Origin of the sequence: Mycobacterium sp. EPa45 (assembly GCF_001021385.1) — a bacterium.
Classification (GTDB): domain Bacteria; phylum Actinomycetota; class Actinomycetes; order Mycobacteriales; family Mycobacteriaceae; genus Mycobacterium.
The window spans coordinates 366,165-389,350 of sequence record NZ_CP011773.1 but is presented as its reverse complement, the minus strand read 5'-3'; the positions used below and the strand labels follow the sequence as shown (position 1 = coordinate 389,350).

General features: G+C 67.7%; 19 protein-coding genes. 10 read left to right on the top strand and 9 right to left on the bottom strand.

Annotation, left to right across the window (positions count from 1 at the left end; all coding sequences use genetic code 11):
- The first annotated feature begins 111 nt into the window (after window positions 1-111).
- The 3 genes from AB431_RS01870 to AB431_RS01860 are packed head-to-tail and all read left to right on the top strand — an operon-like array spanning window position 112 to window position 3,163.
- Complete coding sequence (locus AB431_RS01870) at window positions 112-954, top strand: PaaI family thioesterase (RefSeq protein WP_047328516.1); 843 nt, start codon at window positions 112-114, stop codon at window positions 952-954.
- 5 nt (window positions 955-959) lie between these two features.
- On the top strand, window positions 960-2,120 hold the full coding sequence (locus AB431_RS01865) for an acyl-CoA dehydrogenase family protein (protein WP_047332975.1): 1,161 nt from the start codon (window positions 960-962) through the stop codon (window positions 2,118-2,120).
- Window positions 2,117-3,163 carry an acyl-CoA dehydrogenase gene (locus AB431_RS01860; RefSeq protein ID WP_047328515.1) on the top strand — a complete coding sequence of 349 codons (1,047 nt, stop codon included), beginning with the start codon at window positions 2,117-2,119 and terminating at the stop codon, window positions 3,161-3,163. The genes AB431_RS01865 and AB431_RS01860 overlap by 4 nt, the downstream gene beginning before the upstream one ends.
- Window position 3,164: 1 nt before the next feature.
- Here AB431_RS01860 and AB431_RS29345 read toward each other — a convergent pair whose 3' ends face one another.
- A complete protein-coding gene (locus tag AB431_RS29345) occupies window positions 3,165-4,820 on the bottom strand; it encodes a YncE family protein (RefSeq protein ID WP_158423499.1) in 1,656 nt (551 codons plus the stop codon).
- 109 nt (window positions 4,821-4,929) lie between these two features.
- A complete protein-coding gene (locus tag AB431_RS01850) occupies window positions 4,930-5,712 on the bottom strand; it encodes a crotonase/enoyl-CoA hydratase family protein (protein ID WP_047328514.1) in 783 nt (260 codons plus the stop codon).
- 154 nt (window positions 5,713-5,866) lie between these two features.
- Between AB431_RS01850 and AB431_RS01845 the strand changes: the two genes are divergently transcribed.
- The 4 genes from AB431_RS01845 to AB431_RS01830 are packed head-to-tail and all read left to right on the top strand — an operon-like array spanning window position 5,867 to window position 10,424.
- Window positions 5,867-6,607: a 1-acyl-sn-glycerol-3-phosphate acyltransferase gene (locus AB431_RS01845; RefSeq protein WP_369803107.1), complete on the top strand. Its 741-nt coding sequence runs from the start codon at window positions 5,867-5,869 to the stop codon at window positions 6,605-6,607.
- On the top strand, window positions 6,607-8,232 hold the full coding sequence (gene fadD12, locus AB431_RS01840) for an acyl-CoA ligase FadD12 (RefSeq protein WP_047328512.1): 1,626 nt from the start codon (window positions 6,607-6,609) through the stop codon (window positions 8,230-8,232). The genes AB431_RS01845 and fadD12 overlap by 1 nt, the downstream gene beginning before the upstream one ends.
- Window positions 8,201-9,517 (top strand): alpha/beta hydrolase, encoded by a 1,317-nt coding sequence (locus tag AB431_RS01835; RefSeq protein ID WP_047328511.1) that lies wholly within the window; start codon window positions 8,201-8,203, stop codon window positions 9,515-9,517. The genes fadD12 and AB431_RS01835 overlap by 32 nt, the downstream gene beginning before the upstream one ends.
- Window positions 9,510-10,424, top strand: coding sequence for a DUF4436 family protein (locus tag AB431_RS01830; RefSeq protein ID WP_235435800.1), 915 nt, complete (start codon window positions 9,510-9,512; stop codon window positions 10,422-10,424). Before AB431_RS01835 ends, AB431_RS01830 begins: the two co-directional genes overlap by 8 nt.
- 14 nt (window positions 10,425-10,438) lie before the next feature.
- Here the strand turns inward: AB431_RS01830 and AB431_RS01825 are convergent, their stop codons facing one another.
- The 5 genes from AB431_RS01825 to AB431_RS01805 form a co-directional block, all read right to left on the bottom strand.
- Window positions 10,439-11,857: a wax ester/triacylglycerol synthase family O-acyltransferase gene (locus AB431_RS01825; protein ID WP_047328509.1), complete on the bottom strand. Its 1,419-nt coding sequence runs from the start codon at window positions 11,855-11,857 to the stop codon at window positions 10,439-10,441.
- A gap of 54 nt (window positions 11,858-11,911) precedes the next feature.
- Window positions 11,912-13,102: an alpha/beta hydrolase gene (locus tag AB431_RS01820; protein ID WP_047328508.1), complete on the bottom strand. Its 1,191-nt coding sequence runs from the start codon at window positions 13,100-13,102 to the stop codon at window positions 11,912-11,914.
- 128 nt (window positions 13,103-13,230) lie between these two features.
- Entirely contained in the window at window positions 13,231-14,217 is a 987-nt protein-coding gene (locus AB431_RS01815) for a glycoside hydrolase family 6 protein (protein WP_047328507.1), read from the bottom strand.
- A gap of 47 nt (window positions 14,218-14,264) precedes the next feature.
- The gene (locus AB431_RS01810) at window positions 14,265-15,290 is read right to left on the bottom strand and encodes an alcohol dehydrogenase catalytic domain-containing protein (protein WP_047328506.1); all 1,026 of its coding nucleotides are present in this window, start codon (window positions 15,288-15,290) and stop codon (window positions 14,265-14,267) included.
- Window positions 15,291-15,297: 7 nt separating this feature from the next.
- On the bottom strand, window positions 15,298-17,241 hold the full coding sequence (locus AB431_RS01805) for an NAD(P)/FAD-dependent oxidoreductase (protein ID WP_047328505.1): 1,944 nt from the start codon (window positions 17,239-17,241) through the stop codon (window positions 15,298-15,300).
- Window positions 17,242-17,374: 133 nt separating this feature from the next.
- On the opposite strand from AB431_RS01805, the gene AB431_RS01800 reads away from it, so the two are divergent.
- The 3 genes from AB431_RS01800 to AB431_RS01790 are packed head-to-tail and all read left to right on the top strand — an operon-like array spanning window position 17,375 to window position 20,524.
- Window positions 17,375-18,262 (top strand): alpha/beta hydrolase, encoded by an 888-nt coding sequence (locus AB431_RS01800; RefSeq protein ID WP_047328504.1) that lies wholly within the window; start codon window positions 17,375-17,377, stop codon window positions 18,260-18,262.
- A 4-nt stretch (window positions 18,263-18,266) separates the two neighbouring features.
- Window positions 18,267-19,364, top strand: coding sequence for an acyl-CoA dehydrogenase family protein (locus AB431_RS01795; protein WP_047328503.1), 1,098 nt, complete (start codon window positions 18,267-18,269; stop codon window positions 19,362-19,364).
- Window positions 19,361-20,524, top strand: coding sequence for an acyl-CoA dehydrogenase family protein (locus tag AB431_RS01790; protein ID WP_047328502.1), 1,164 nt, complete (start codon window positions 19,361-19,363; stop codon window positions 20,522-20,524). The genes AB431_RS01795 and AB431_RS01790 overlap by 4 nt, the downstream gene beginning before the upstream one ends.
- 4 nt (window positions 20,525-20,528) lie before the next feature.
- Here the strand turns inward: AB431_RS01790 and AB431_RS01785 are convergent, their stop codons facing one another.
- On the bottom strand, window positions 20,529-21,821 hold the full coding sequence (locus tag AB431_RS01785) for an amidohydrolase family protein (protein ID WP_047328501.1): 1,293 nt from the start codon (window positions 21,819-21,821) through the stop codon (window positions 20,529-20,531).
- A complete protein-coding gene (locus AB431_RS01780) occupies window positions 21,815-23,002 on the bottom strand; it encodes a CoA transferase (protein ID WP_047328500.1) in 1,188 nt (395 codons plus the stop codon). The genes AB431_RS01785 and AB431_RS01780 overlap by 7 nt, the downstream gene beginning before the upstream one ends.
- Window positions 23,003-23,186 lie beyond the last annotated feature (184 nt).

Sequence of the window (23,186 nt, the reverse complement as noted above, 5' to 3'; positions counted from 1 at the left end):
TCGGCCGGTAACGCACAGTTCAGCTATCGATCGCGCAAAACCTCAGCAGCGGGCGAAGCGCTCCTGGACCGGGTGTGCAGCACCACGACCGCTGATGCTGGAATACCAGGTGTGACGACACCCGAACCCGCCACCGGCATCCAGGACCCGGAGACCCCGGAAAGTGTCATCACCCGGTTCGGCATCACGACACTGGCCGAGAACTTCACCGAGTTCACCGTCGTGGCCGCCATGCCGGTGGGCCATCTGACCAACCCGTTCACCGGGATGCCGACGATCGGGCCGCTGGCGATCCTGGTCGACGACGTCGGCGGCCGGGCCAACTTCTACCGTCGCGGAGCCGGGCAGTGGACGGTGTCCAGCGAGCTCTCGATCGAGCTGAGCCCGGACGGGATCGACAGTCTTCAGGCCGCCCCGCACGAACCCGTCGTGGCGAGCAGCCGACCGCTCGGCCCGCACGGCGCGACGCTGCTGGCCATCTGCACGCTCAGTCACCGCGGCAGCACGATCGGCGGCGGCACCGTGCGCACCGTCGCCATCACCGGCGGTCCCGACGCACCCATCCAGCGGGGGCCGGACACCTTGGTGCGCACGCCGCAGACGTCGATGACCGAACTGATGTCCGCCGAACGGCGGGCCGAGGAGGCCGGCACCTACCGGCTGGCCCAGCGACCGGATTCGATCATCAACAATCTGATCGGGATTGTGCACGGCGGAGTCAGCAGCGCCGGGCTGGAACTGGTGGCCTCCGCAGCGATCAACCACGGGCAGGCCGAGCCGCTGCGCACCGCGTCGCTGCGGGTCAATTTCCTGCGACCGTTCTTCGCCGGTGATCAATCTCGTTACGAGGGAACCGCGTTGCGCGTCGGACGTAACTCCGCAATCGGAGACGCCCAAGCTATCGGCGACGACGGCAAGGTGGCGATCCTGGCGCGCGTGACGGGATACCGGTGAGCGACGTGAACGATAGTTTCGCCGCGCTGTGCGCCAACGAGCCCGAGCTTGCCGCGCTGCGCGCCTCGGTGCGGGCCTTCCTGAGTAAAGATCGCGGCGAATTCGGTTGGCAGCCAAGCGTTGATGCCTGGTTGTCGAGCTGGGACGAGGAGTTCAGCGCACGGCTCGGTGACGCCGGATTTCTCGGCCTGACCATTCCGCGCGACTACGGCGGCCAGGGCCTGAGTCACCTGCATCGCTACGTGGTGACCGAAGAGCTGCTCGCCGCGGGAGCGCCGGTAGCGGCGCATTGGATCGCCGACCGCCAGGTCGCGCCGGGTCTGCTGGCATACGGATCCGAAGAACAGCGCCGGCGACTGCTGCCCGAAATCGCCGCCGGGCGGTACTTCTCGGCGATCGGGATGAGTGAGCCGCAGGCCGGCTCCGACCTGGCCGCGTCGGCGGCCAAAGCGACCAGGGCCGACGGCGGCTGGCTGCTGTCGGGCACCAAGGTGTGGACCAGCGGCGCACACCTGGCCCATCAGATCGTCGTACTGGCCCGCACCAGCCCGGTGGACCCCGCCCGGCGCCACGCGGGGTTCAGTCAATTCATCGTGCCCACAGACAGTCCGGGAACGACGATCAGCCCCATCGTGATGATGTCGGGCGAACACCACTTCAACGAGGTGACATTCGACGAGGTGTTCGTCAGTGACGAGAATCTGCTCGGCGACATCGGCGCGGGATGGCATCAGGTCACCGCCGAGCTGTCGTTCGAACGCAGCGGGCCCGAACGGATTCTGAGCACCGCTCCACTGCTGATTGCGCTGATGCGGCTGCTGGCCGACCAGGACGATCTCGACGACCACACCGCCGCGGCCGTCGGCGACCTACTTGCCCGGGTCATCTCGCTGCGACAGCTGTCGGTCTCGGTGGCCAGGGCACTGGCCGCGGGCCAGTCGCCGGCGAACGAGGCCGCACTGGTCAAGGATCTGGGCACCCGCTTCGAACAGGAGTCGGTGGAGTTGGCTTCCGACCTGTTCTCCTATGCCGCGGAGGCACCGGGACGCGAGAAGGTCGGCGCACTGTTGGATGTCGCGCGGCTGCATTCGCCGCTGTTCACCTTGCGCGGCGGGACCAACGAGGTGCTGCGCGGTGTGGTGGCTCGAGGAATGGGGCTGAGATGACGCGAGCTCTGATCGGCGGCGTGTTCGGAACCGGCGGCGGCACCGACGATCTCGCAGACCTGCGGCGGCTGGCGGAAGACATCGGAGCACGGTCGTTCGACGAGCGGATCGGGCATCGCGGCCTGCCCGACGAGTTCGACGCAACCGCCTGGCGGCACCTGCAGGACGCCGGGCTGACCCGCCTGATTAGCGACCCTGAATCAGGCGGCGGCGCAACCGAATCCGCAGTGGTCCTGCGGGCGCTGGCCCGGCACTCCGTCACCGTTCCGCTGGCCGAAACCGATGTGCTGGCGGCCTGGCTCGCCGCCGAGGCCGGTCTCGAGGTCCCCGACGAAGGACCGCTGACCATCGCGACCGGAGTGGCGGGCAGCACAACCGTCACCGGCGTTCCGTACGCGGGCATCGGGGCCGCGGTGGTGGCGTTGCGTGACGGCCAGGCACTGCAGGTGGCGGTCACGGTGCCCACTGCCGTGAGCAATGGCCACAACCTCGGCGGTGAACCGCGCGGCACCATCAGCGTGGCCGCCGGGCAATTCGTCACCGTGGACGGCGCCGCCGACGAACTGAGGCGGCGCGGCGCCTGGGCGCGGTGCGTCCAGGCGGTCGGCGCCCTGGATGCCGCGGTCGAGTTCTCGGTGGCGCACACCAGGGAGCGTGAACAGTTCGGCCGGCCACTGAGCGCGTTTCAGGCAGTGCAACACACGTTGGCGGCGATGGCCGGCGAGGTGGAACGGGCGCGGGCGGCCACCGAGCTCGCCGTCGCCGCCGTCGCCGACCACGGATTCGCCAGTGCGCAAGCCGATTACGCCGTAACAGTGGCCAAGGTGGTGCTCGGTCGCGTCGTGCCGTCTGTCGTCACCGCCGCCCACCAACTGCACGGGGCGATCGGCGTGACACTCGAGCATCGGTTGTGGCTGACGACCATGCGGGCCCGCAGCTGGATCGAAGAGTTCGGCGACACCGCCTGGTACGCAACACGATTGGGTCGGCTGGCACTGGCCGCCGGCGGCAATCCGTGGGACTTGATGGTCGGAGCGGTCTGATTCAGACCGGGATCACCGTGACGGTCGCATCGTTGATGTTGGTGACATAGAGGAACTTGCCGTCCGGGCTGACGGCAACACCGAGCGGGTTGTGGCCCACCGTGATCGTCTTGATCACCGTCTTGGTTGCCGTATTGACCACCGACACCGTGTTGTCCATCTGGTTGGTCACGTACGCCACGCTGCCGTCGGCGCTCAACGCGATGCCGCCCGGCTGCTGGCCGACCGTGATGGTGCCGACCTTCGCATAGGTGGCGGTGTTGAAGACCGAGATCGTGTTGAGGGTGGTCAAATCCGAGACGTAGGCCAGTTGTCCGTCGGGGCTGAACGCGATGAAACCGACTCCGGTGGACACCGGGAGCGTCTTGACCGTCACGTTGGTCGCGGTGTCGATCACCGAGATGGTCTTGGCCATGGTGTTGCCCACCCACAGCCGGGTGCCGTTGGGGCTGACTGCCACCTCCTCCGGTCCCGTGCCGACGGTCAGTGTGGCGGTGACCTGGTTGGTGGCGGTGTTGATGACCGACACCGTGTTTCCGGTTCCGTTGGTGCCGAAGTTCGCGACGTAGACCTTGCCCGCCGCGGGCGTTCCGGCCGGCCCGACCGCAATGAGCAGTGGATCGGTCCCGATCGTGATCGGTACGCCCACGGTGTTCGACGGCAACGACACCGCCGTCACCGCACCGGTGGCATTGACGACATAGAAGCGGGCGCCGGTCGGGTCGAACACGATGCCCGCCGGTGAGGAGCCGACGGCGATGGTGCTGATGACCTTGTTGGTGGCGGTGTCGATCAACGAGACCGTACCGTCGGACCCGTTGGTGACCGCCGCGCGGGTTCCATCGGGGCTGACTGCCACTTGCAGCGGGGTGGTGCCGACGCTGATGGTCTGCTTGAGCAGGCTCCACGGGTTGTAGACCGAACCCGCGACCGTCTGGCTGGCCCGCTGCACCCCGTTGAACGCGGACACCTTCATCTTCACCGTCAGGCCGCCGTCCGGAGCACCCAAGATCGCCGACGTCAGCGGTGTGAACGTGAAGCTGCCGTCGGAGTTGACTGTGACCGTCCCGAGACTGGGATCAACGGTGACCTGGTAGGCCTGCGGAGCGCCGGCCGGGTTGCTGGACACGATTCGCCCGGTGACGACGCCGGTGAGCTGATCCGGCTCGCCGAGGCTCACGGCTTGGATCTTGGGAATGCCCGCCGGATTGACGGTGTCTTCCAGCCACCGTGCCACCGAGTACAGCCCCTGTTGCCACAGGTTGCCCGGCGCCGGCGTGGGGGTGGTCTGGCTCATGCCGCCGAGTGCGATCAGCACGCGGACCGATCCGTCGCAGAACACCTGCAGCGGCGTCTTCACCAACGGTGGCGGTGCGACTTCCGCGGAGGCGGTGGCCGATGCAGTCGTCACGGTCTTGTGCACCGCAGCCGCCGGCCGTGCGGTCGTGACGCGAGGGGCCTTGTGGCCGGTGGCCTTGGGTCCGGCATGCGGCGCCGCCGAACCCACGGACGGTTTTGCCGAGCCGGCTCCGGTGTCGGCGTGCGCCACCGCCGTCCCGCCGACCAGTGCTGCCGCGCCGATGCCCAACGTCAGCGCGCCGGTACCCAACCAGATCGCGGTTTCGGGACGTCGCCCCGCCGGTCGTTTCTTCGCCATGCCGTCAGTCATAGCTCCCCCGAGCTCCCTACCGATCCCAACTACGGTTCTAGCCGGGCTGGTAGGGAGATCGTCGGCTTAACTGACGCTTACGTCAAGAGCCGAACGGTCAGCTGCCCGTCCAGTTCGGCGCGCGCTTCTCGGCGAACGCGATGGCGCCCTCCTGGGCATCCTTCGATGCGAAGACCGGCATCAGGATCTTGCCCTGTTCCTTCCACTGTTCCTCGGGCGACCAGCCGCGCGACTCGGTGATGATCCGCTTGGTGGCGGCCACGGCCAGCGGGCCGTTGACGGTGATCCGCTCGGCCAGCTCGATCGCGGCCTCCAGCGCATGCCCCGGCTCGGCGAGCGCGTTCACCAGACCCAGCTCGTGGGCCCGCACCGCGGACAGGTTCTCGCCGGTCAACGCCAGCTCCATCGCGATCTGGTACGGGATGCGCTGCGGCAACCGCAGCAGCCCGCCGCCACCGGCGACAAGGCCGCGCTTGACCTCGGGGATGCCGAACGCCGAATCGTTGGCCGCGACGATCAGGTCGGTGGCCAGCGCCAGCTCGGTGCCGCCGGCGAGGGCATACCCCTCGACCGCGGCGATCAACGGCTTGGCCGGCGGGCGTTCGGTGAAGCCAAGTCCGCGGCCCTCGGCCACGACGTTCTCGCCGCGGGCGAATGCCTTGAGGTCCATGCCCGCGCAGAACGAGCCGCCGGCCCCGGTGACGATGCCGACGGACAGCCCCGGGTCATCGTCGAGCTCGTCCATGGCGGCGGCCAGACCATTGCTGACCGCGGCGTTCACGGCGTTCTTGGCCTTGGGCCGATTGATGGTGATGATCAGAATCCGGCCGCGGCGCTCGGTGAGGACGGCGGGCTCTTCGGTAACGGCGTTTTCAGTCACGCTCGGAATGGTAACTATCGAGGTAAGACGATCGCGGCCAGCCCGGTACCATCAAAACTAGAACACGTTTCAATTCCTAGGAGGATGTGTGAGCACCAACGACGTGACACGCACCGAGACGGCCAAGTGGGACCCGGGTCTGGTCGAGAAGACGATGGGGGTGCTGCGCCCGTTCCTCAAGCTCTATCACCGCAGCGAGGTCCGCGGGCTGGAGTCCTTCCCGGCGGGCGGCGCCCTGGTGGTGTCCAACCATTCCGGCGGCCTGTTCCCGATGGACGTTCCGGTGTTCGCGCTCGGCTTCTATGAGCACTTCGGCTATGACCGGCCGGTCTACACACTGAGCCACGACCTGGTGCTCACCGGCCCGACGGCCGACTTCTTCATCAAGAACGGGTTCATCCGCGCCAACCACGAGAACGCCGACGAGGCGCTGCGCTCCGGCGGCGTCGTGGTGGTGTTCCCCGGCGGCGACTACGACGTCTACCGGCCGACGTTCGCCGAGAACAAGATCGACTTCGACGGCCGCACCGGCTACGTGAGGGCCGCCATCAACGCCGGGGTACCGATCGTGCCGACGGTGGCCATCGGCGGCCAGGAAAGCCAGATCTACCTTTCCCGCGGCACCGGCCTGGCCAAGCTGCTGCGACTGGACAAGCTGCTGCGGGCGAAGATCCTGCCCATCTCGTTCGGCTTCCCGTTCGGCTTGAGCGCCGTCGTCCCGCTGAACGTGCCCCTGCCCACCAAGATCGTCATGAAGGTACTCGAACCGATCGACATCACCGAGCAGTTCGGCGAGGACCCCGACATCCACGCCGTCGACGCCCATGTGCGTGGCGTGATGCAACGCGCGCTGGACGAACTCGCCGCCGAACGCCGTCTGCCGGTGATCGGCTGATGGACCTGCTGTCCCGGCTTACCTCGGTCGGCGATGCCGTCGTCACCCTGGCCAAGGCCGGCCTCCTCACTCCGATGCGTCCGGACCGCACGGTCGCGATGGTGGCCGCCGCGCGCGACGAGGGGCTGAGCATCGCCACCGGGTTCGCCACCGCCGCCGCTCGCCGCCCCGACAGCCCGGGCCTGATCGACGAACTGGGAACACTGACCTGGCGCGAGCTCGACCAGCGGGCGCATGCTCTGGCTGCCGCGCTGCAGCAGCTCCCGGGGGGCGCCCCCGAGGTCGTGGGCATCATGGCCCGCAACCACCGCGGGTTCGTCGAGTCGCTGATCGCGGCCACCCGGATCGGCGCCGACGTGCTGCTGCTCAATACGTCATTCGCCGGCCCGGCGCTGGCGGAGGTGGTCAACCGAGAAGGCGCAGACGTCGTCATCTACGACGAGGAGTTCACGCCATCGGTCGACCGGGCGCTGGCAGACCGACCCAGCGCGGTCCGCATCCTCGCCTGGACCGACGAACCGACCGAGGCTCCCACCGTCGAAAAGCTGATAACCAAGCACGCCGGGCAGCGCGCCACGAAGAATGAGCGTAAGAGCCGGCTCATCCTGCTGACGTCGGGCACCACCGGAACTCCCAAGGGCGCCAAGCACTCCGGCGGTGGAGCGGGCAACCTCGTCGCGATCCTGAGCCGCACGCCGTGGCGACTCGGTGAGACGACGGTGGTCGTCGCCCCGATGTTCCACGCCTGGGGCTTCTCCCAGTTGGTGTTCTCCTCGGCGATGGCCTGCACCGTGGTGACCCGGCGCAAGTTCGACCCGGAGGCGACGCTGGCCCTCGTCGATAAGTACAAGGCCACTGGATTGTGTGTGGTGCCAGTGATGTTCGACCGCATCATGGATCTGCCCGACGATGTCCGAAAGAAGTACAGCGGACGCACGCTGCGGTTCGCTGCCTGCTCGGGGTCACGGATGCGACCCGACGTCGTCACCAGGTTCATGGACGAGTTCGGCGACGTCATCTACAACAACTACAACGCCACCGAGGCGGGCATGATCGCCACCGCTACTCCGGCCGACCTGCGTGCCGCGCCCGATACGGCGGGCAAGCCAGCGATGGGCACCGAGATCCGCATCTTCGACGACGAGTTCAACGACGTCCCCACCGGCGAGGTCGGGCGGATCTTCGTGAAGAACTCCACCCAGTTCGACGGTTACACCTCGGGCAATACCAAGGACTTTCACGACGGCTACATGTCCTCGGGCGACATCGGCCGCCTCGATGAGGCGGGCCGGCTGTTCGTGGTGGGCCGCGACGACGAGATGATCGTCTCCGGCGGCGAAAACGTCTACCCGATCGAGGTGGAGAAGACGCTGGCCGCCCACGCCGAGGTGGCCGAGGCGACGGTGCTCGGCGTCGACGACGAACAGTTCGGCCAACGGCTGGTCGCGTTCGTCGTCCTCACCGACGGAGCGACCGCAAACCCCGACGACCTCAAGGCCCACGTCCGGGAGAACCTGGCGAACTACAAGGTGCCGCGGGAAATCTCCATCCTGAGCGAACTGCCGCGCGGAAGCACTGGCAAGATCCTGCGTAATGAACTCATCGCGCGCACGTCTAACGGCTGAGCTTCGGCGCCCGCGCCCTGTTGCGCGCGCGATCGTCGAATTAGCGAACGCGGCCAACGGGTTTCGCCCACTGGGCCGCCAGGGCTACACCACCCTGGCGGCCTTCACGTTCGGCTGGCCCACCTCGGAGCAGCCGATGCTGTACCTGGGCGGCTCCGTCGTCGATGCCGTGCGGCGCGGTCGGCGCGGCGACTTCCGGGGCAGGCGCGGCGCCGCGGCCCTGGGGCTGACGGCCCTGTCGTGGTTGTTCCTGCTGGTGATCCAGCGTCGCAATGTGACCACACCCGGGCCGGTGCTGCACGATGCGTTGGTCGAGGGTCTCGGCGAGGACTACACCGACGTGCTGAGGACCCTGCCGAATACACCGTCGAAGTCCGGGCGGCCCGCGGGCCGTTTTCCCGTCGCTTCGCTCGCCCCGGCGTGGCGGACCACGTTGTCGCGGCGCCGCTTCGTCGACAAGTCCAGCACGATCAGCTACGGGCCGCACGGCCGCGCCAACCTGGCCGACGTCTGGCGCCACCGCGATCTGCCGCGCGACGGCAAGGCTCCGGTGCTGCTGGAGGTGCCCGGCGGGGCGTGGGCGATCGGCTGGCGTCGTCCACAGGGCTACCCCCTGATGAGCCACCTGGCCGATCGCGGCTGGATCTGTGTGGCGATGAATTACCGTGTCAGCCCGACTCATAGCTGGCCGGATCACATCGTCGACGTCAAGCGGGCGCTGGCGTGGATCAAGGAGAACATCGCCGACTACGGCGGTGACCCCGATTTCGTGGCGATCACCGGCGGCTCGGCGGGCGGGCACCTCGCGGCACTGGCCGCCTTGACTGCCGATGATCTCCAGTACCAGCCCGGGTTCCCGGATGCCGATACCTCGGTGATGGCCGCGGTCCCGGTGTACGGCCGCTACGACTGGTACACCGTGCAGGGCAATGGCCGCCGGGAGTTCATCGGCTACCTCGAACGTCTGGTCGTCAAGCGGCAGTTCACCAGGTTCCGCGACATCTACACCGCCGCATCGCCAATCCGCCGGGTGCGCGCCGAGGCACCACCGTTCTTCATCCTGCACGGCGAACACGACTCGGTGATTCCGGTCGACGAAGCACGTGAGTTCGTCGACGAGTTCCGCAAGGTGGCGCAAGGCCCGGTGCTCTATGCCGAATTGCCGGGGGCGCAACACGGTTTCGACATCATGTCCTCACCGCGGGCACACCAGTCAGCCGAAGCTGTCGGACAATTCCTGTCCTGGGTATACGCAAGCTGGATGAACAAGGAGAAGGATGCGTAACCACATCCGACGGGTCCGCGATGTCGGCATGCGCCGGCTGATCATCGCGGTTGCGTTGCTGATCGCGGTGATGGCAGCGAGCATCACGGGGTATCTCGCCAGTCGGAACAACACCGACCAGGAGAGTTTCTTCGGCGACGACAACAATCCCGACCGGGTCAACGTCACCGTCTGGATCACCAAGGTCGACGCAGCGACACAACAACTTTCGGTGACGATCGTCGACGTGGCGCCGAGCGGCGCACTGGCCGACCCGGACGGGAATTTCGCCCAGGACGCGACGCTCACGACCGCCGCGATCGGTAACTGGAGGGCCGAGATCAAGGCCGGCGACTCCGCCCCGGACATCGAGCAGAAAGTCAGCGTGGACGGCGCGGTCACCGACTACCCGTTCGATCGCTACACCGGACGGCTCGAGGTGCACGTCTTCAATCCGCAGGGAAACAACGTTCCGGTCGCCCTCACCGTGGTCAACACCGACCCGTTCTTCGGAATCACCACCAAGGCGGCCACCTCCCAAAACGGCGGCGCGGTGGTGAATCTCGGCCTGCACCGCAGCGCGCCCACCATCATCTTCGCCGTGTTCATCATGCTGCTGATGCTCGGCCTGGCGACCGGCGCAGTGGTGGCGGCGTTCTACATCCTGCATTGGCGGCGCGGCTTGATCTTCCCCGGCTGTTCGATGATGGCCGCCATCCTGTTCGCGTTGATCCCGTTGCGCAATGCGGTCCCCGGCAACCCGCCGATCGGTTCGATCATCGACTTCGGGTCGTTCTTCATCGCCGAGGCCGTCATCTCGATCTCGCTGATTTCCAGCATCATCCTCGGCTTCCGGCACCAACGAAGCATCGAGCGTGCCGAGAGCGCGGTGACCGAAGCGATCCCGTCCGAGGACGCCCCGGCATAGTCGGCGGTGCGGCCCTAGGCCTGAGCCATGGCGGTCTCCACGACCGCCAGTTCACCGGAAAGCCCTGCTGCGACCCGTATTTCGGAGAATGCCTGCAGCATAGCCTCGGTGACCTCATGCGGGTCGTCGACGGTGATGCTGTCGGTGAGCACCGAGATGTTCAGCTGGTCGACGTAACTCCACACGGTGATGTTCATTCCGCTGCCGGTGGTCAGCGGGCCGACCGAGTAGATCTCGGTGACCAGGGCGCCCCCGACGCGCCCGTGCTCGCGGGGTCCGGGCACGTTGGAGATCGGCAGGTTCAGCACCTTGTTCTGACCGTCCTTGGTGGACAACCACTTGAACAGCGCCTGCGCCGGTGCCGGCGGAAGATAGGTGGACCACCGGCTGACCAGTTCCGGTCCGACGAGTTGATGACTTTCCTTGGCCAACACCGCGGCATCGTGTGTCTGCCGCACCCGCTCCAGTGGATCGGCGACATCCACGGGGACGGCCACCATCATTCCGGTGAAGTAGTTGCCCGACACGCGATCCGGGTCGAAGTTGAAGCTGACCGGCACCGAGGCCAGCAGCGGGTGATCGGCGACTTTGTCGTAGCGCAGCAGCAACGTCCGCAGCGCGCCGGCGGCGGTGGCCAGCACGAGATCGTTGATCGTCACCCCGAGGGCCTTGCTGGTCTCCTTGACCTGGGCGAGAGCCAAAGTCGCAGTGGCGAAGCGTCTTTCGGGGGTGAGCATGTGGTTGAGGAACGACGGCGGCGGGGTGAACGGCATGGTCAGCTCGGGTGACAGTTTGCGGTTGCTGCGGCGCACCCGGGCCATCCCGTCGGCGGTGTACTTGATGACGCCGGGTAGCTTGGCGATCTGACGGAAATGGTCGGCGAACGCCGAGCGCACCAGCTCGCCGGGCCGGGGGGCGGGGTCGCACGGAAAATCCTGGTCCGGGTCGGGGCCGCTCTGCAGATCCATCCCGCGGGCCATCAGATTGCCGGACGCGACCCCGTCGGCCAGCGCGTGGTGAATCTTTCCGACCACGGCGATCCGGCCGTTGGCCAGGCCCTCGATGAAGTACATCTCCCACAGTGGGCGGTCCCGGTCCAGCGGGGTGCTGGCGATCTCCCCGATCGCCTCGTCGAGCTCGCGACGGCCCCCCGGTTCCTTCAGCCGCCACGGGCGGATGTGGTAGTCGAGGTCGACGTCGCAGTTCTCCCGCCACATCGGGTGATGAAATTTGAACGGGATGTTGACCAGTTGATAGCGGAACGGATCGAGCTTGTAGAGCCGTCCCCGGATGACGTCGCGGAACTCCTCGACACCGAAGGTGCGACCACCGAGATCCTGCAGTTCGATGATCGCCACTTTGAGCGTGTGCATATGGACGTTCGGAGCCTCGCTGTACAACAGGACGGCATCCCAGCCACGCAGTCTTTTCATCCCTCAGCCCTCTCTACCGCCCGTCCCAGTCGGGACGATACAGCGGGGCAAGACTCAGATGACCTCTTTGGTGGACATCATCGCGCGGTCGCGATGAATCCGGTTGAGGAACAGTCCGATTGCGGTGGCCACCGACCCGGTGCGGGCACCGTCGGTCATGTCGAAACCGTGCCCGGCACCGGGCAATTCGACATAGCCGACCGGGGAATGCGACACCCCGCGCAATCGCTCGACGAAGCTCTGCGCCTGCGCCACGGGAATCACGCTGTCGCCGGAGCCGTGTACCACCAGGAATGGCGGCGCTTTGGGATGGACCCGCGCGATCGGCGAGGCCTTACGGAACAGATCCCCGTGTTTGCTCTGCTTCTTGTTGACCACCACGCGCTCGAGGAAGTCGACGAACCGGATGCGCTCCGGGGTGGAGCGGTCTTCCCAGTCGTAGCGGCCGTAGATGCCCACGACGGCGTCGACGGCGGTGTCCGACCCCTCCGGCAGGTGCGCCTGGAACTCGGGGTCGTCGATGGTGAGCCCGGCGAGCGCGGCGAGGTGGCCACCGGCCGAACATCCGGCGACGGCAACGAAATCACGGTCACCGCCGAACCGGTCGACGTTGGCGCGGGCCCAGGCGATCGCGGCCTTGATGTCGTGGATGTGCTGCGGCCACCGGTGGTGCGGCGCAACCCGGTACTCGACCGACAGGCACACCCAGCCCTGGGCCGCCAGATGCGACATCAACGCATAACCCTGCAGCATCCGGCTGCCGTGCACCCAGGCACCGCCGGGCACGAACACCAGCACCGGCGCCGGCTCGGCCGGCAGGTCTTTCCGGCGCCACACGTCGAGGACCTGAGTGGGATGATCGCCGTAGCGCACCGACGACCGGTAGAGGTGCTTACGGTGCTCCAAGGCCCGGGCGACCGGCGGTTTGGTATCCGGCGCCGGCCAGTCGATCTGCAGGTCCTCGGGCAGGACCACACCGCGCAGCCCCGCTTCGGCCACCTCGCGCGTGCTTTCGCGCTGAACTCGGCGTACCCGGCCGGCGTCCGGCGCCAGCCACGACCGGGTGGCCGCACCGAGGAGTTCGGGCATCTGCCTGGCGCCCCAGACACTCATCGCGCTCAACGCACCCAGCGGTTCGAGGTGCTTGCCGACCACGGGAATCTGGGCGGAGGCCACGCTCATCGCCAGTAGGTAGTCGGCCGGTCCGGCCTGCATCATCCAGCGAGCCGTCGTCCACGGGTTCATGGCGCGAGCGTACCCCGCTGACACTTTCCGAAACGACAAATCCTCGGCAATGTTCACTGCTTTGCTGGCCGAATCGAGATTCAGTCGTGCTCAGTGAATCCCGCCGCAAACGATGGTTTGCCCGAGGGTCAGTGACCTGCGTTGCGAGCCAGTTCGATCGCGAAGGAGTTCACGAAGTTGCCCGGGCCCGGATTTCCCCGTCCGCAGGACCCATCGGAGTCTCCCGGGCGCTTGACCCACAGGAACGCGTCGATGTGGCCGTTCCCGGTGGCGGTGGTGGGCTGGGCGCCGAGCGCGCGGCCGCTCGGATTGCACCAATACAGTTCACCGCCGGCGGGCCCGTTGCCGTTGCGCGAGGTGTCGATGACGTACGGCTTACCGCCCGTCATGCCGGAAATCGCGTCCCCATAACCGATTTCCTCATCGGTGGTGAGGAAGTTCGAGACGTTGAGGCTGAAGCCACGCGCGCGGTCGATGCCCACCTGGTTGAGCCGGTTGGCGATCTCCTCGGCAGGCAACCAGCGGGAGTGGCCGGCGTCGACGTAGACGGCGGCGGCCGGATTGCGGGTCAGTGTGTCGACGCCGTAGCGGATCAGGTCGAAACGTTCCTGACGCTGACTGCCGGACAGGCAGTCGGCCATGTCGAGTGCGTCGGGTTCGAGGATGATCGTCACCGGGCCGCCCCCGATCTGGGACGAGACACGATCGATCCACCCGCGGTAGGCCTCGCCCGAGCCGAACCCGCCCGAGGCAAAGCTTCCGCAGTCGCGGTTCGGCAGGGAGTACATGGCCAGCATCGGCATGGCGCCGGCAGCCCAGGCCCCGTTGAGGTAGGTGCTCACCGCAGCGGCCGGGACGAGATTGTCGATCCAGTACGCCTGCGGGGTGTTGGCGATGTAGGCCAGTTCCGGGCTGTCCGGGTTGGCCCGCGAAGCCCGCATGGCTGCCGAGTTCGGGTCGACGTAGAACGGCGATCCGCCGGCCGGGGCGGCGTCATCCACGAGGCGGATGGGGCCGGTGTGAACCGGCGCGGCAGACACCACCAGGCCGGCGAGGACGGCGAGGGCGAAGAACGGAGCGATCCACCGTGCGACGGCACCGGCAGCAGAGGACATCACCGAAGAAAAGCTAGTGCGCAGGGCCGATAAACGCCAACCGCGGGTCACGGAGTGAGGAGGACCTTGACCACCTCGCCGGAGCGTGCGGCGACGGCGGCATAGCCCTCGGCGGCCTGGTCCAGCGGCAGGCGAGTGGTGAAGATGCCGTCGACGTCGAGGCGCCCGCTCTGCAGCAGCGGGATCAGTTCCGGCCAGGTCTGCTGAACCGGGGCGGTGGTGCAACGCAGGGTGAGGCTGCGCAGCAGCGCGGTGAGCGCGGGGAACGGATATGGGTTGAGGTTGTGCACCCCGACCACCGACACGGTGCCCCCGGCGCGAACGGTGGCCAGCGCATCGTCCAGCGTGGTGTCGTTGCCGACGGCATCGATCACCGAGTGCGCCCCGAGCCCGTCGGTGGCCTCGGCGACGGTCTGCGCGGCGGCCGGTTCGATCGGGATCGCGCCGAGGCGGGCCGCGCGGTCCCGCCGCTGCGCGACCGGGTCGACCGCGTAAACCTGTGCCGCACCCTGAAACAGCGCACTGCGCACCGCGCACAGCCCGACCGCACCCAGGCCGATCACCACTGCGGTGCCACCGTGGGGGATGTCGGCGCGTTTGGCGGCGATCCAACCGGTCGACAGATTGTCGGTGAGCAGCAGCGCCTGCTCGGTGTTGATGCCCTCCGGCATCTTCAACAGCTGGAAGTCGGCTGCGGGCACGGCCATCAGCTCGGCCTGCGCGCCACCGAGCACGCCCGAGCCGAAGATCTGCGGACCCGACGCGCACAGGATCGGATTCTGGGTCGCACACCCGGCGCAGTGACCGCAGCCGGCGACCGAGGACACGATGACCTGGTCGCCGACCTTCACTGTGTGCACATCCGGCCCGACCTCGACGACCGTGCCGATGGCCTCATGGCCCAGCGAGACCGGTTGGAACAGCGGATAGTCGCCCTCGTAGAAGTGCAGGTCGGAGCCGCAGATCGCGGCCGCGGTCACCTCGACGATCGCCCCCGTCGGCCCAGGCAGCACCGGGTCGGGCCAATCGTCGACCCGGACCGATCCCGGCGTGTCGATGAGCACCGCGCGCATGGTGTCCTCACTCTCCCTGTGTCACAACGAAGTTCGACCACTCGGGGTGACGCACCGCATTCCAGTAGACGGGCAAGCGCCACGGGCTGACGGTGTGGATCTCGCCGTCGGCGTTCTTGAAGTAGGAATGCTCGATCGATGGGTGCGCCCACACCATCGTATTGATCTCGGCCTGATGCTGGCGATGCCACTCCTGCGTGGCCTCCTGCGTCGGTTCGATTGACTGCCAACCATTCTCGATGACCTCAGCCAGACAGCTGTTGATGTAGCGCATCTGCAACTCGGAATTGAAGATCAGGCTGCCGCCATGTGCCAGATGGTTACCCGGGCCGTACAAGATGAAGAAGTTGGGGAAGCCGGGCACGGTGATGCCGAGGTAAGCGGCGGGTCGCTCGCCCCAGGAGGTGCGCAGATCGACACCGTCGCGGCCGACGATCGCCATCGGGTAGAGCACCTCGGTGGCTCGGAAGCCGGTGGCGTACACGATCACGTCGACGTCGTGGGTCACACCGTCGGCGGTGACCACACCGTGGGGTGTGATGCGTTCGATCGGGGTGCGCACCAGCTCGACGTCGTCGCGGCGCAGCGTGGTGAGCCAGGTTCCGTTGTCCTGCAGCGTGCGTTTACCGGTAGCGGGATAGTCGGGCAGCACCTTGCTCAGGAGTTCTTGATCGTCACCGACTCCAGTGGTGATCCAGTCGGTGAACATCAGGCGCGCCACCGCGTTGATCTCACTGACCGCGTAGTTGGGGTCGTCCGGGTGGGTGTAGTCCGGGTCCGAGCGGGCCGCCTCCAAGCCCTTGTCCGCGCCGGGCCACAGGATCAGGAAGCGGTACCAACGGTTGTAGTACGGAAGGTGATTCATCGCCCAACGCACGCCGTCCGGGACGCTGTCGTGGTACATCGGGTTCGGGAACATCCACTGCGCGGTGCGCTGGAATACCGTCAGATGCTCGACCTGGTCAGCGATCGCCGGAGCGATCTGGAAGCCGCTGGCCCCGGCGCCGATGAGCGCGACGCGTTTACCGGTCAGGTCGACGGAGTGATCCCATGCCGCCGAATGGAATGCCGGGCCCGCGAAAGTGTCGGCGCCCTCGATGTCGGGCAGGGCGGGCCGGTTGAGCTGGCCGACGGCGGTGATGACCGCCCGTGCGCGGATGTCCGATTCGGTTCCGTCCTTGTCCCGCAGCATGACTCGCCAGGAACCGTCATCGTCGTTCCAGGTGGCCGAGACCACCTCGGTCTGCCAGCGGACGTTCTGGTCGAGCTGGTGCCGGGCCAGCACGGTCTCGAAGTAGGCGCGCAGCTCGGGTTGTTCGGCGAAGTAGTGCGACCAGTCGTTGCTCGGCTCGAAGCTGTAGCAGTAGAAGTGATTGGCCACATCCACCCGGGCCCCGGGATAGCTGTTCTCCCACCAGGTTCCGCCCGGGCCGGCGTTCTTCTCGATGATCGTGAACGGGATGTTGGCCTGTTTGAGCCGGATCCCGGCCAGCAGTCCGGATTCACCACAGCCGATCACGACGACGGGGAAGTCCGCCGTCGCCGCGGGATCCAGCGCGGCGGGGCGGCGCGGGTCGACGTCTTCGAGATCCATCTCCTCGAGAACCATCGGGCGGTACTCGTCGTCGACGTGCTCGCAGGCCGCCCAGTCCAGCATCTCCCCGATCAGCTCGTCGCTCAGCGACACCGGACCCGGGCAGCCGCGGTCGCGGTAGTCGGCGATGACCGCCAACGCCACCGCGCGCGCCCGCGCCTTGTCCTCCTCGGACATGAAGCCCTGGACCTCGTTGAGGAAGATGCCGGCCTGTTTGAACTCGCGGATGAAGCGCGGGTCGCCGGTGATGTGCACCAGCGAGAGCAGCAGAGTTGGGATGCTGACCTGCTCCAATGCCGCCGCGATCTCCTCGTCGGAGGACGTGAAGGGTTGCCCCGCATACGGATTGGTCGTCATCGACGGTGTCCTCTCACCCAGCGGCAATTACGCTACGCACAGTTCCGTAATTGCCGCCACCACGATACTGTCGGCGTCGTCGAGGATCAAGGTCCTGTCCTAGCCGAAATCGGGGGTTGCCATACTGGGCGGCGTGGTCAACACCGACATCCATCCTGATCTGCGCAAAGCCGCGCGGTTCACCCCGCGCAACCTGATCTCCCCCTGGACCCTGCCGGTCCTGCGCCGGCTGACCGGCTTGCAGCGACCCAACAACGACGGTGTGGAGATCCTGACGTTGGAGTCGGGCGTCGGCGTCCGTCTCTACCGGCCTGTTGGTGCGTCGACGACCACCCCGGCGCTGCTGTGGATTCACGGCGGCGGCTACGTCCTGGGTACTGCAGCCCAGGACGACATGCTGTGCCGCCGGTTCGTCGAACAACTGGGCGTCGTGGTGGCCTCCGTCGACTATCGGCTCGCGCCCGAACATCCCTATCCCGCTCCGCTGGAGGACTGCTACACCGCATTGCAGTGGCTGGCCGGGCTGCCCGCGGTCGATGCGGATCGCATCGCGATCGGCGGTGCGAGCGCCGGTGGCGGCCTCGCCGCGGCGTTGGCTCTGCTGGCCCGCGATCGGGACGGGGTGAAACCGGTCTTCCAATTGCTGGTGTACCCGATGATCGACGACCGCAGTGTGGGCCTGCACCTCGACAACCCGGGTCAGCGGCTGTGGAACGCCACCAGCAACAAGTTCGGCTGGCGGGCTTACCTGGGCGGTGCCGATCCGGAGGTCGCCGCACCAGCACGCCGCACCGACCTCGCCGGGTTGCCGCCGGCGTGGCTGGGAGTCGGAACGCTGGACCTGTTCCACGACGAAGACCTCGACTACGCGGAGCGGCTCAAGGCTGCCGGTGTGCCGTGCGAAGTTCACGTGGTGCCGGGCGCGTTCCACGGTTTCGACGGGATCGCGGCCAAGGCCGACATTTCGAAGGCATTCTTTGCCAGCCAGTGCGAAAGCCTGCGCCGGAGTTTTGGGGCGTGAGCCGATGCCGTCGCTGACCACCGAACAGCGGGACCTGGCCGACGCGGTGACCGACCTGCTGGCCAAGCGATCACCCGAGGCCGAGGTCCGCAGGCTGATGGCCACCGACACCGGGTACGACCCGGCGGTGTGGTCCGAGCTTGCCGGCATGGGTCTGCTGGGCTTGGCGATACCCGAGGAGTTTGGTGGCTCCGGAGTCGGTGCCGTCGAGGTGGGCCTGGTCATGGAGGCCATGGGCCGCACCCTGCTGTGCGCGCCCTATCTGTCCACCGCGGTGCTGACGACGGCGTTGCTTGCCGCACTGGGCGATTCGAGTGAGCAGGCCGAGGTACTGCCGCGCATCGCCGCCGGGGAGTTGATCACCACGGTGGCGTTCGCCGAGGAGGGGTCGACCCGACCACCCCGCGCCTCGAAAACCGTTGCGCAATCAGCCGGTTCCCAGTGGCGGCTCTCGGGCACCAAGACCTACGTCCTCGACGCGACCATCGCCGAGCGCATCTACGTGTTGGCCGGAAATGCGGTGTTCGCAGTCGAACCCGACAGCGTGCAGATCAGCGCTCTGTCGACGGTCGATCAGACCCGAAAGCAGGGCCGTCTGGTCTTGGCCGATACCCCGGCCCGGTTGGTCGGAACCATGGACGGGGGTTGCGCCGCGCTCGATCAAGCGTTGGACGCCGCGTCGGTGGCGTTGCTCGGCGAGCAGGCCGGGGGGGCGATGTGTGTGATGCGGATGGCTGCCGACTACGCCAAGACCCGGTTCCAGTTCGGACGGGCGATCGGCAGCTTTCAGGCGATCAAGCACATGTGCGCCGACATGCTGCTGGAGGCCGAGTCGGCGTTGTCGGCGGCCCGGCATGTCGCCGCGGCGTTCGATGCCCAGGACGCGGGCCGCCTCGCGGATTTGGCCGTCGCACAGGCATATTGCGCCGACGCATACGTGACGGTGGCGGCGAACAACATCCAGGTGCACGGCGGCATCGGGTTCACCTGGGAGCATCCCGCGCACCTGTATCTGCGACGGGCCCGCACCGATGCCCTACTGTTCGGCGAACCGGCGTGGCACCGGGAACGCTACGTGCGACTGCGGGAGGCACAGCGATGACCGACGACGAGGTCCGCGACGAGGTCCGGCAGTGGCTGGCCGATAACTGGGATGCGAACTCCGATCGCGGTCAATGGGCACAGCTGGTGTTCGATGCCGGCTGGGCCGTACCCAGCTGGGAGCCGCAGTGGTGGGGCCGGGGCCTGACCGACCCGCAATCGCGCATCGTGGCAGCCGAATTCGCCGCGCTCGGTGCACCGGGCACAGGGCACGACCGCGCCAACCTGTTCGCCTGCACGCTGCACGACGTCGGCACCGACGAACAGAAGCACCGGCTGATCCCCCCGTCGATCCGCGGCGAGACCAAGTGGTGCCTGCTGTACTCCGAACCGGGCGCGGGCTCGGACCTGGCGGGGCTGCGCACCCGGGCCGAGCGGGATGGCGACGACTGGGTGATCGACGGCCAGAAGGTGTGGACATCGTTCGCCAAGACTGCCGATTACGGCCTGCTGGTGGCGCGCACCGACTGGGATGTGCCCAAGCACAACGGGATCAGCTTCTTCATGTTCCCGATGCGCCAGCCCGGCGTCGAGATCCGGCCGATTCATCAGATCACCGGCGAGTCGGAGTTCAACGAGGTCTTCATCTCGGGCGCTCGTGTGCCGCACGCGAACCTGGTCGGCGAACCGGGCGGCGGATGGTCGGTGCTGCAGGTGGCGCTGAGCTACGAGCGACGGCTGATGGGTGATCTGGCGCGCACCTCTCGCGCGGCCCGCAAGCCGCAGGCCGATGCCGACAGCCTGGTCGAGATGGCGCGGCGCGCCGGCAAGCTCGACGACTCGTTCATCCGCCAGGAGATCGCGCGTGTCGAAGGGTATGCGGCGGTGAACCGGTGGAACACCCAGCGAGCCAAAGCGACTTCAGACCGTGCCGAAGCCGCGACGCTGCTGGCGCTGGGCAAGATCGCGATGTCGCGGATCCTGCACGAGACGGCAAAGGTGCAGACCGAGATCGCCGGGCCTGAGTCGATGTTGAGCGGGCCGGACAACCCGGTTGGCGACGCGGTCACGTTCCGCACACTCAATGCCTACTTCACCTCGATCGGCGGCGGCACGGACCAGATTCAGCGCAATATCGTCGGTGAGCGGGTTCTGGGTCTGCCGAAAGAGCCGGAGCCGTACCGGACTACGGCGTTCCGCGAGCTGCCGACATCCAGCTAGCGAGCTAGCGATGCAGGTGGCCGGCGATCACGGTGGCGGTCACCAGGTCACCGTCGAGGGTGTCGAGCACTTCGGGCGGCGCTGCGCTGAGCACGCACAGATCTCCGGGCTGGCCCGGCTCGATCGTCCTCGGCAGGTCGGGGCGCTCGCCATGTCCGGTGAACAATGTGAGAGCCGTTGTGGCCGAAACACATTCGCTGGCGTTCAGCACGCTACCCGTCTTGGTGGTGCGGTGCGCGGCGGCGCGCATGGATGCCCACGGGTCGGCATCGCCGAACGGCAGGTCGGTTGAGAGCGCCACCCGGACGCCGGCGTCCAGCAGCGATGCCAGCCGCCAGAGTGCGGGCTGGTCATGGGGATCGACATCGATGAGGTACTGATCACCGCGCTCGGCAACGAAGTTCGGCTGGGTCACCACCAGCACCCCGATGGCGGCGAGCTCGGCGATGATATCTGCGGGCACCACCGCCGCGTGCTCGATGCGATCATCGGGATGGGTACCCGCCCCCCGTAGCGCGGCCAGTGTGACGACCAGCTGTCCGGCCGTGACGCAGTGCAGGGCGACGGCCCTGTTGTCCCGGTGCCGATCGGCGATCCAGTCGGTCAACTCGTCGAGATCGAGCGAATCGTCGTGCAAGATCCGCTTTCCCGGCGCCAGCCAACGCACGCGCTGATGCAGGCCGCCGTGTCGGTGTTCCTCGGTCAGCGTGACGATGTCGTCGGCGCCGAGGTTCGGGGTGGCGTCGGTGACCCCGGTGACGCCGTAACCGAGGAGCCGCCGGCTGATCGTGGCCAGCGAGGTGTCCCGGCGCGCGACCGCGTCCGACCAGCTGTCGTAACTGCGTAGTCTGCCGTCGGGATGGTCAGGCAGGCCGACCGCGGTGAGGCCGGCCGAGTTGAGATACCACAGCACACCGCTGCGGTGCTGAATACGCACCGGCACAGCGGGAGTGAGGGCGTCGAGCAGACCGCGATCCAGTGGGCCTGCGGCGGATTCGTGATAACCCACCGCCCGGATCCAGCCGTCCTCGCCGACCGGTGCGTGAGCCAGCACGCCGGCAAGCTCGGCGCGGCTGTGGACCAGCGCCGGCCCGACCTGGACGGAATCCAGTGCGGCTGCCGCGGCGCGCAGATGCACGTGATGGTCATGCAGGCCCGGTATCACGGTGCCGCCCGCGGCGTCGAACGTGTCCTCGCCGCGGCACGGAGTCAGCCGCTCGGCGACCTCGTGGATCTCGGCGCCCACCCGGATGTCGACGATCCGCCCGTCGAGGAGGTGCGCCCGCTGGATCAGCACGTGACCGAGGTCCGCTGTCGGACAAGCTCTTCCACGGCAGCGTTGTCGGCGCCGAGCGCCGGGGCGGGGGCGTTGGGAAGGGGTGCTTGCGGCTGGGCCGCGGCGTTCGGTGATTCTGACGGGCCGGTGGGTAGTGACGCGTAGGTTGCGGCGACCTCGGCCATCGCCACATCGACGGTCTCCCCGCCGCCGCGCTGCAGTGAATGTGCCACGGCCAGTGCTGCTTCCAGGCCGGTGAGGGGGTCGGCGATGGCGTCGGCGCAGAACACCGGGCCGCGCGGGCTGGCGCCGACCAGTCCCCCCGCGACGGCCGCGTCATCGCCGAAAGCGGCTCGCCGAGAGTCCGGCCCGTGACCGGTGAGGCGCACCCACACGCGGCCGGCTGGGCCGGGCAGTACCTCGGGACTCAAACCTCGCCGCTCCAGCACACCGGGGCGCGAACCTTCGATCACGATGTCGGCTGCGGACAGTAGTGCTTGCAACGGCGGATGATCATGGTCGAAATCTAGGGTGTAGGAGAGCTTTCCGTGGTTGATCCAATCGAAGAAGGCGGGGTTGCCGGATCGGGTTCCGTCGGGCCTGGCCGGGCTCTCCACCTTGACGACGACGGCACCGGCCGCCGCGAGGAGCTGCCCGCACAGCGGGCCGGCCCACATCGACGACAGATCGGCCACCAAGAGCCCCTTCGGCGGACGCGGGTGTGCCCGGCGGCCGGCAGCTCGCACCGTAGGTGTCGCCGGGCGGGTCTCGCCGAGGCGAGCCGCGGGCAGATCCAACAACGCGGCCCGGTCGAGGACCTCGTCACTGCAACGCTGGGCGGACCAACGCGCAATCGCCGGCCAGGGATCGTCCGGCTCAGAGTCGGCCTCGATGAGCGCGGGAACAGCGGCAGTGTCGTCAGCGCGCGAGAGCGTGAGCGCCCACCAGCCGTCGCGCGTTGGCATCAGCCGGGTTGCTCCGCCGGTCGAGATACGACCGCGCCGGTGGAGTCCGAGCAACGCGGCGCGGCCGGTCAACGCGGCGACGGCGTCGACGCGTGCCCCCCAGAGTTCGGTGATGTCGGCAGCTACGGCGAAGGCACGGGTCAGCACCGTGGACCGCGAGTGGTCGGGCGGGCCGTCAGCATGGCCGGTCAGCCAGGCGAGCCCGCTGCTGGCCCACTCGACGCCGGAGTCGTTCACCCGTCCATTGTTGCGCGGTGCGGCGGCCCTGCGCAGAGGCCTCAGGTTTGTCGTCCGCCTCAGCGCGACAACCAACGGCCCAGATATCTCGTCGCGGTCGATCCCCGCAGCGTGGACAGGGGCCGCCGGGAGGAGCGGACGCTTCGCGCGCAGAGGCGGGCACCGACCATCCACCTGCGGCCGG

Coding starts and splice junctions, on each gene's coding strand:
- AB431_RS01860 (WP_047328515.1), top strand. CDS start 2,117: ATGACGCGAGCTCTGATCGGCGGCGTGTTCGGAACCGGCGGCGGCACC.
- AB431_RS29345 (WP_158423499.1), bottom strand. CDS start 4,820: ATGGCGAAGAAACGACCGGCGGGGCGACGTCCCGAAACCGCGATCTGG.
- AB431_RS01845 (WP_369803107.1), top strand. CDS start 5,867: ATGGGGGTGCTGCGCCCGTTCCTCAAGCTCTATCACCGCAGCGAGGTC.
- fadD12 (WP_047328512.1), top strand. CDS start 6,607: ATGGACCTGCTGTCCCGGCTTACCTCGGTCGGCGATGCCGTCGTCACC.
- AB431_RS01835 (WP_047328511.1), top strand. CDS start 8,201: ATGAACTCATCGCGCGCACGTCTAACGGCTGAGCTTCGGCGCCCGCGC.
- AB431_RS01830 (WP_235435800.1), top strand. CDS start 9,510: ATGCGTAACCACATCCGACGGGTCCGCGATGTCGGCATGCGCCGGCTG.
- AB431_RS01825 (WP_047328509.1), bottom strand. CDS start 11,857: ATGAAAAGACTGCGTGGCTGGGATGCCGTCCTGTTGTACAGCGAGGCT.
- AB431_RS01820 (WP_047328508.1), bottom strand. CDS start 13,102: ATGAACCCGTGGACGACGGCTCGCTGGATGATGCAGGCCGGACCGGCC.
- AB431_RS01815 (WP_047328507.1), bottom strand. CDS start 14,217: ATGTCCTCTGCTGCCGGTGCCGTCGCACGGTGGATCGCTCCGTTCTTC.
- AB431_RS01810 (WP_047328506.1), bottom strand. CDS start 15,290: ATGCGCGCGGTGCTCATCGACACGCCGGGATCGGTCCGGGTCGACGAT.
- AB431_RS01805 (WP_047328505.1), bottom strand. CDS start 17,241: ATGACGACCAATCCGTATGCGGGGCAACCCTTCACGTCCTCCGACGAG.
- AB431_RS01795 (WP_047328503.1), top strand. CDS start 18,267: ATGCCGTCGCTGACCACCGAACAGCGGGACCTGGCCGACGCGGTGACC.
- AB431_RS01790 (WP_047328502.1), top strand. CDS start 19,361: ATGACCGACGACGAGGTCCGCGACGAGGTCCGGCAGTGGCTGGCCGAT.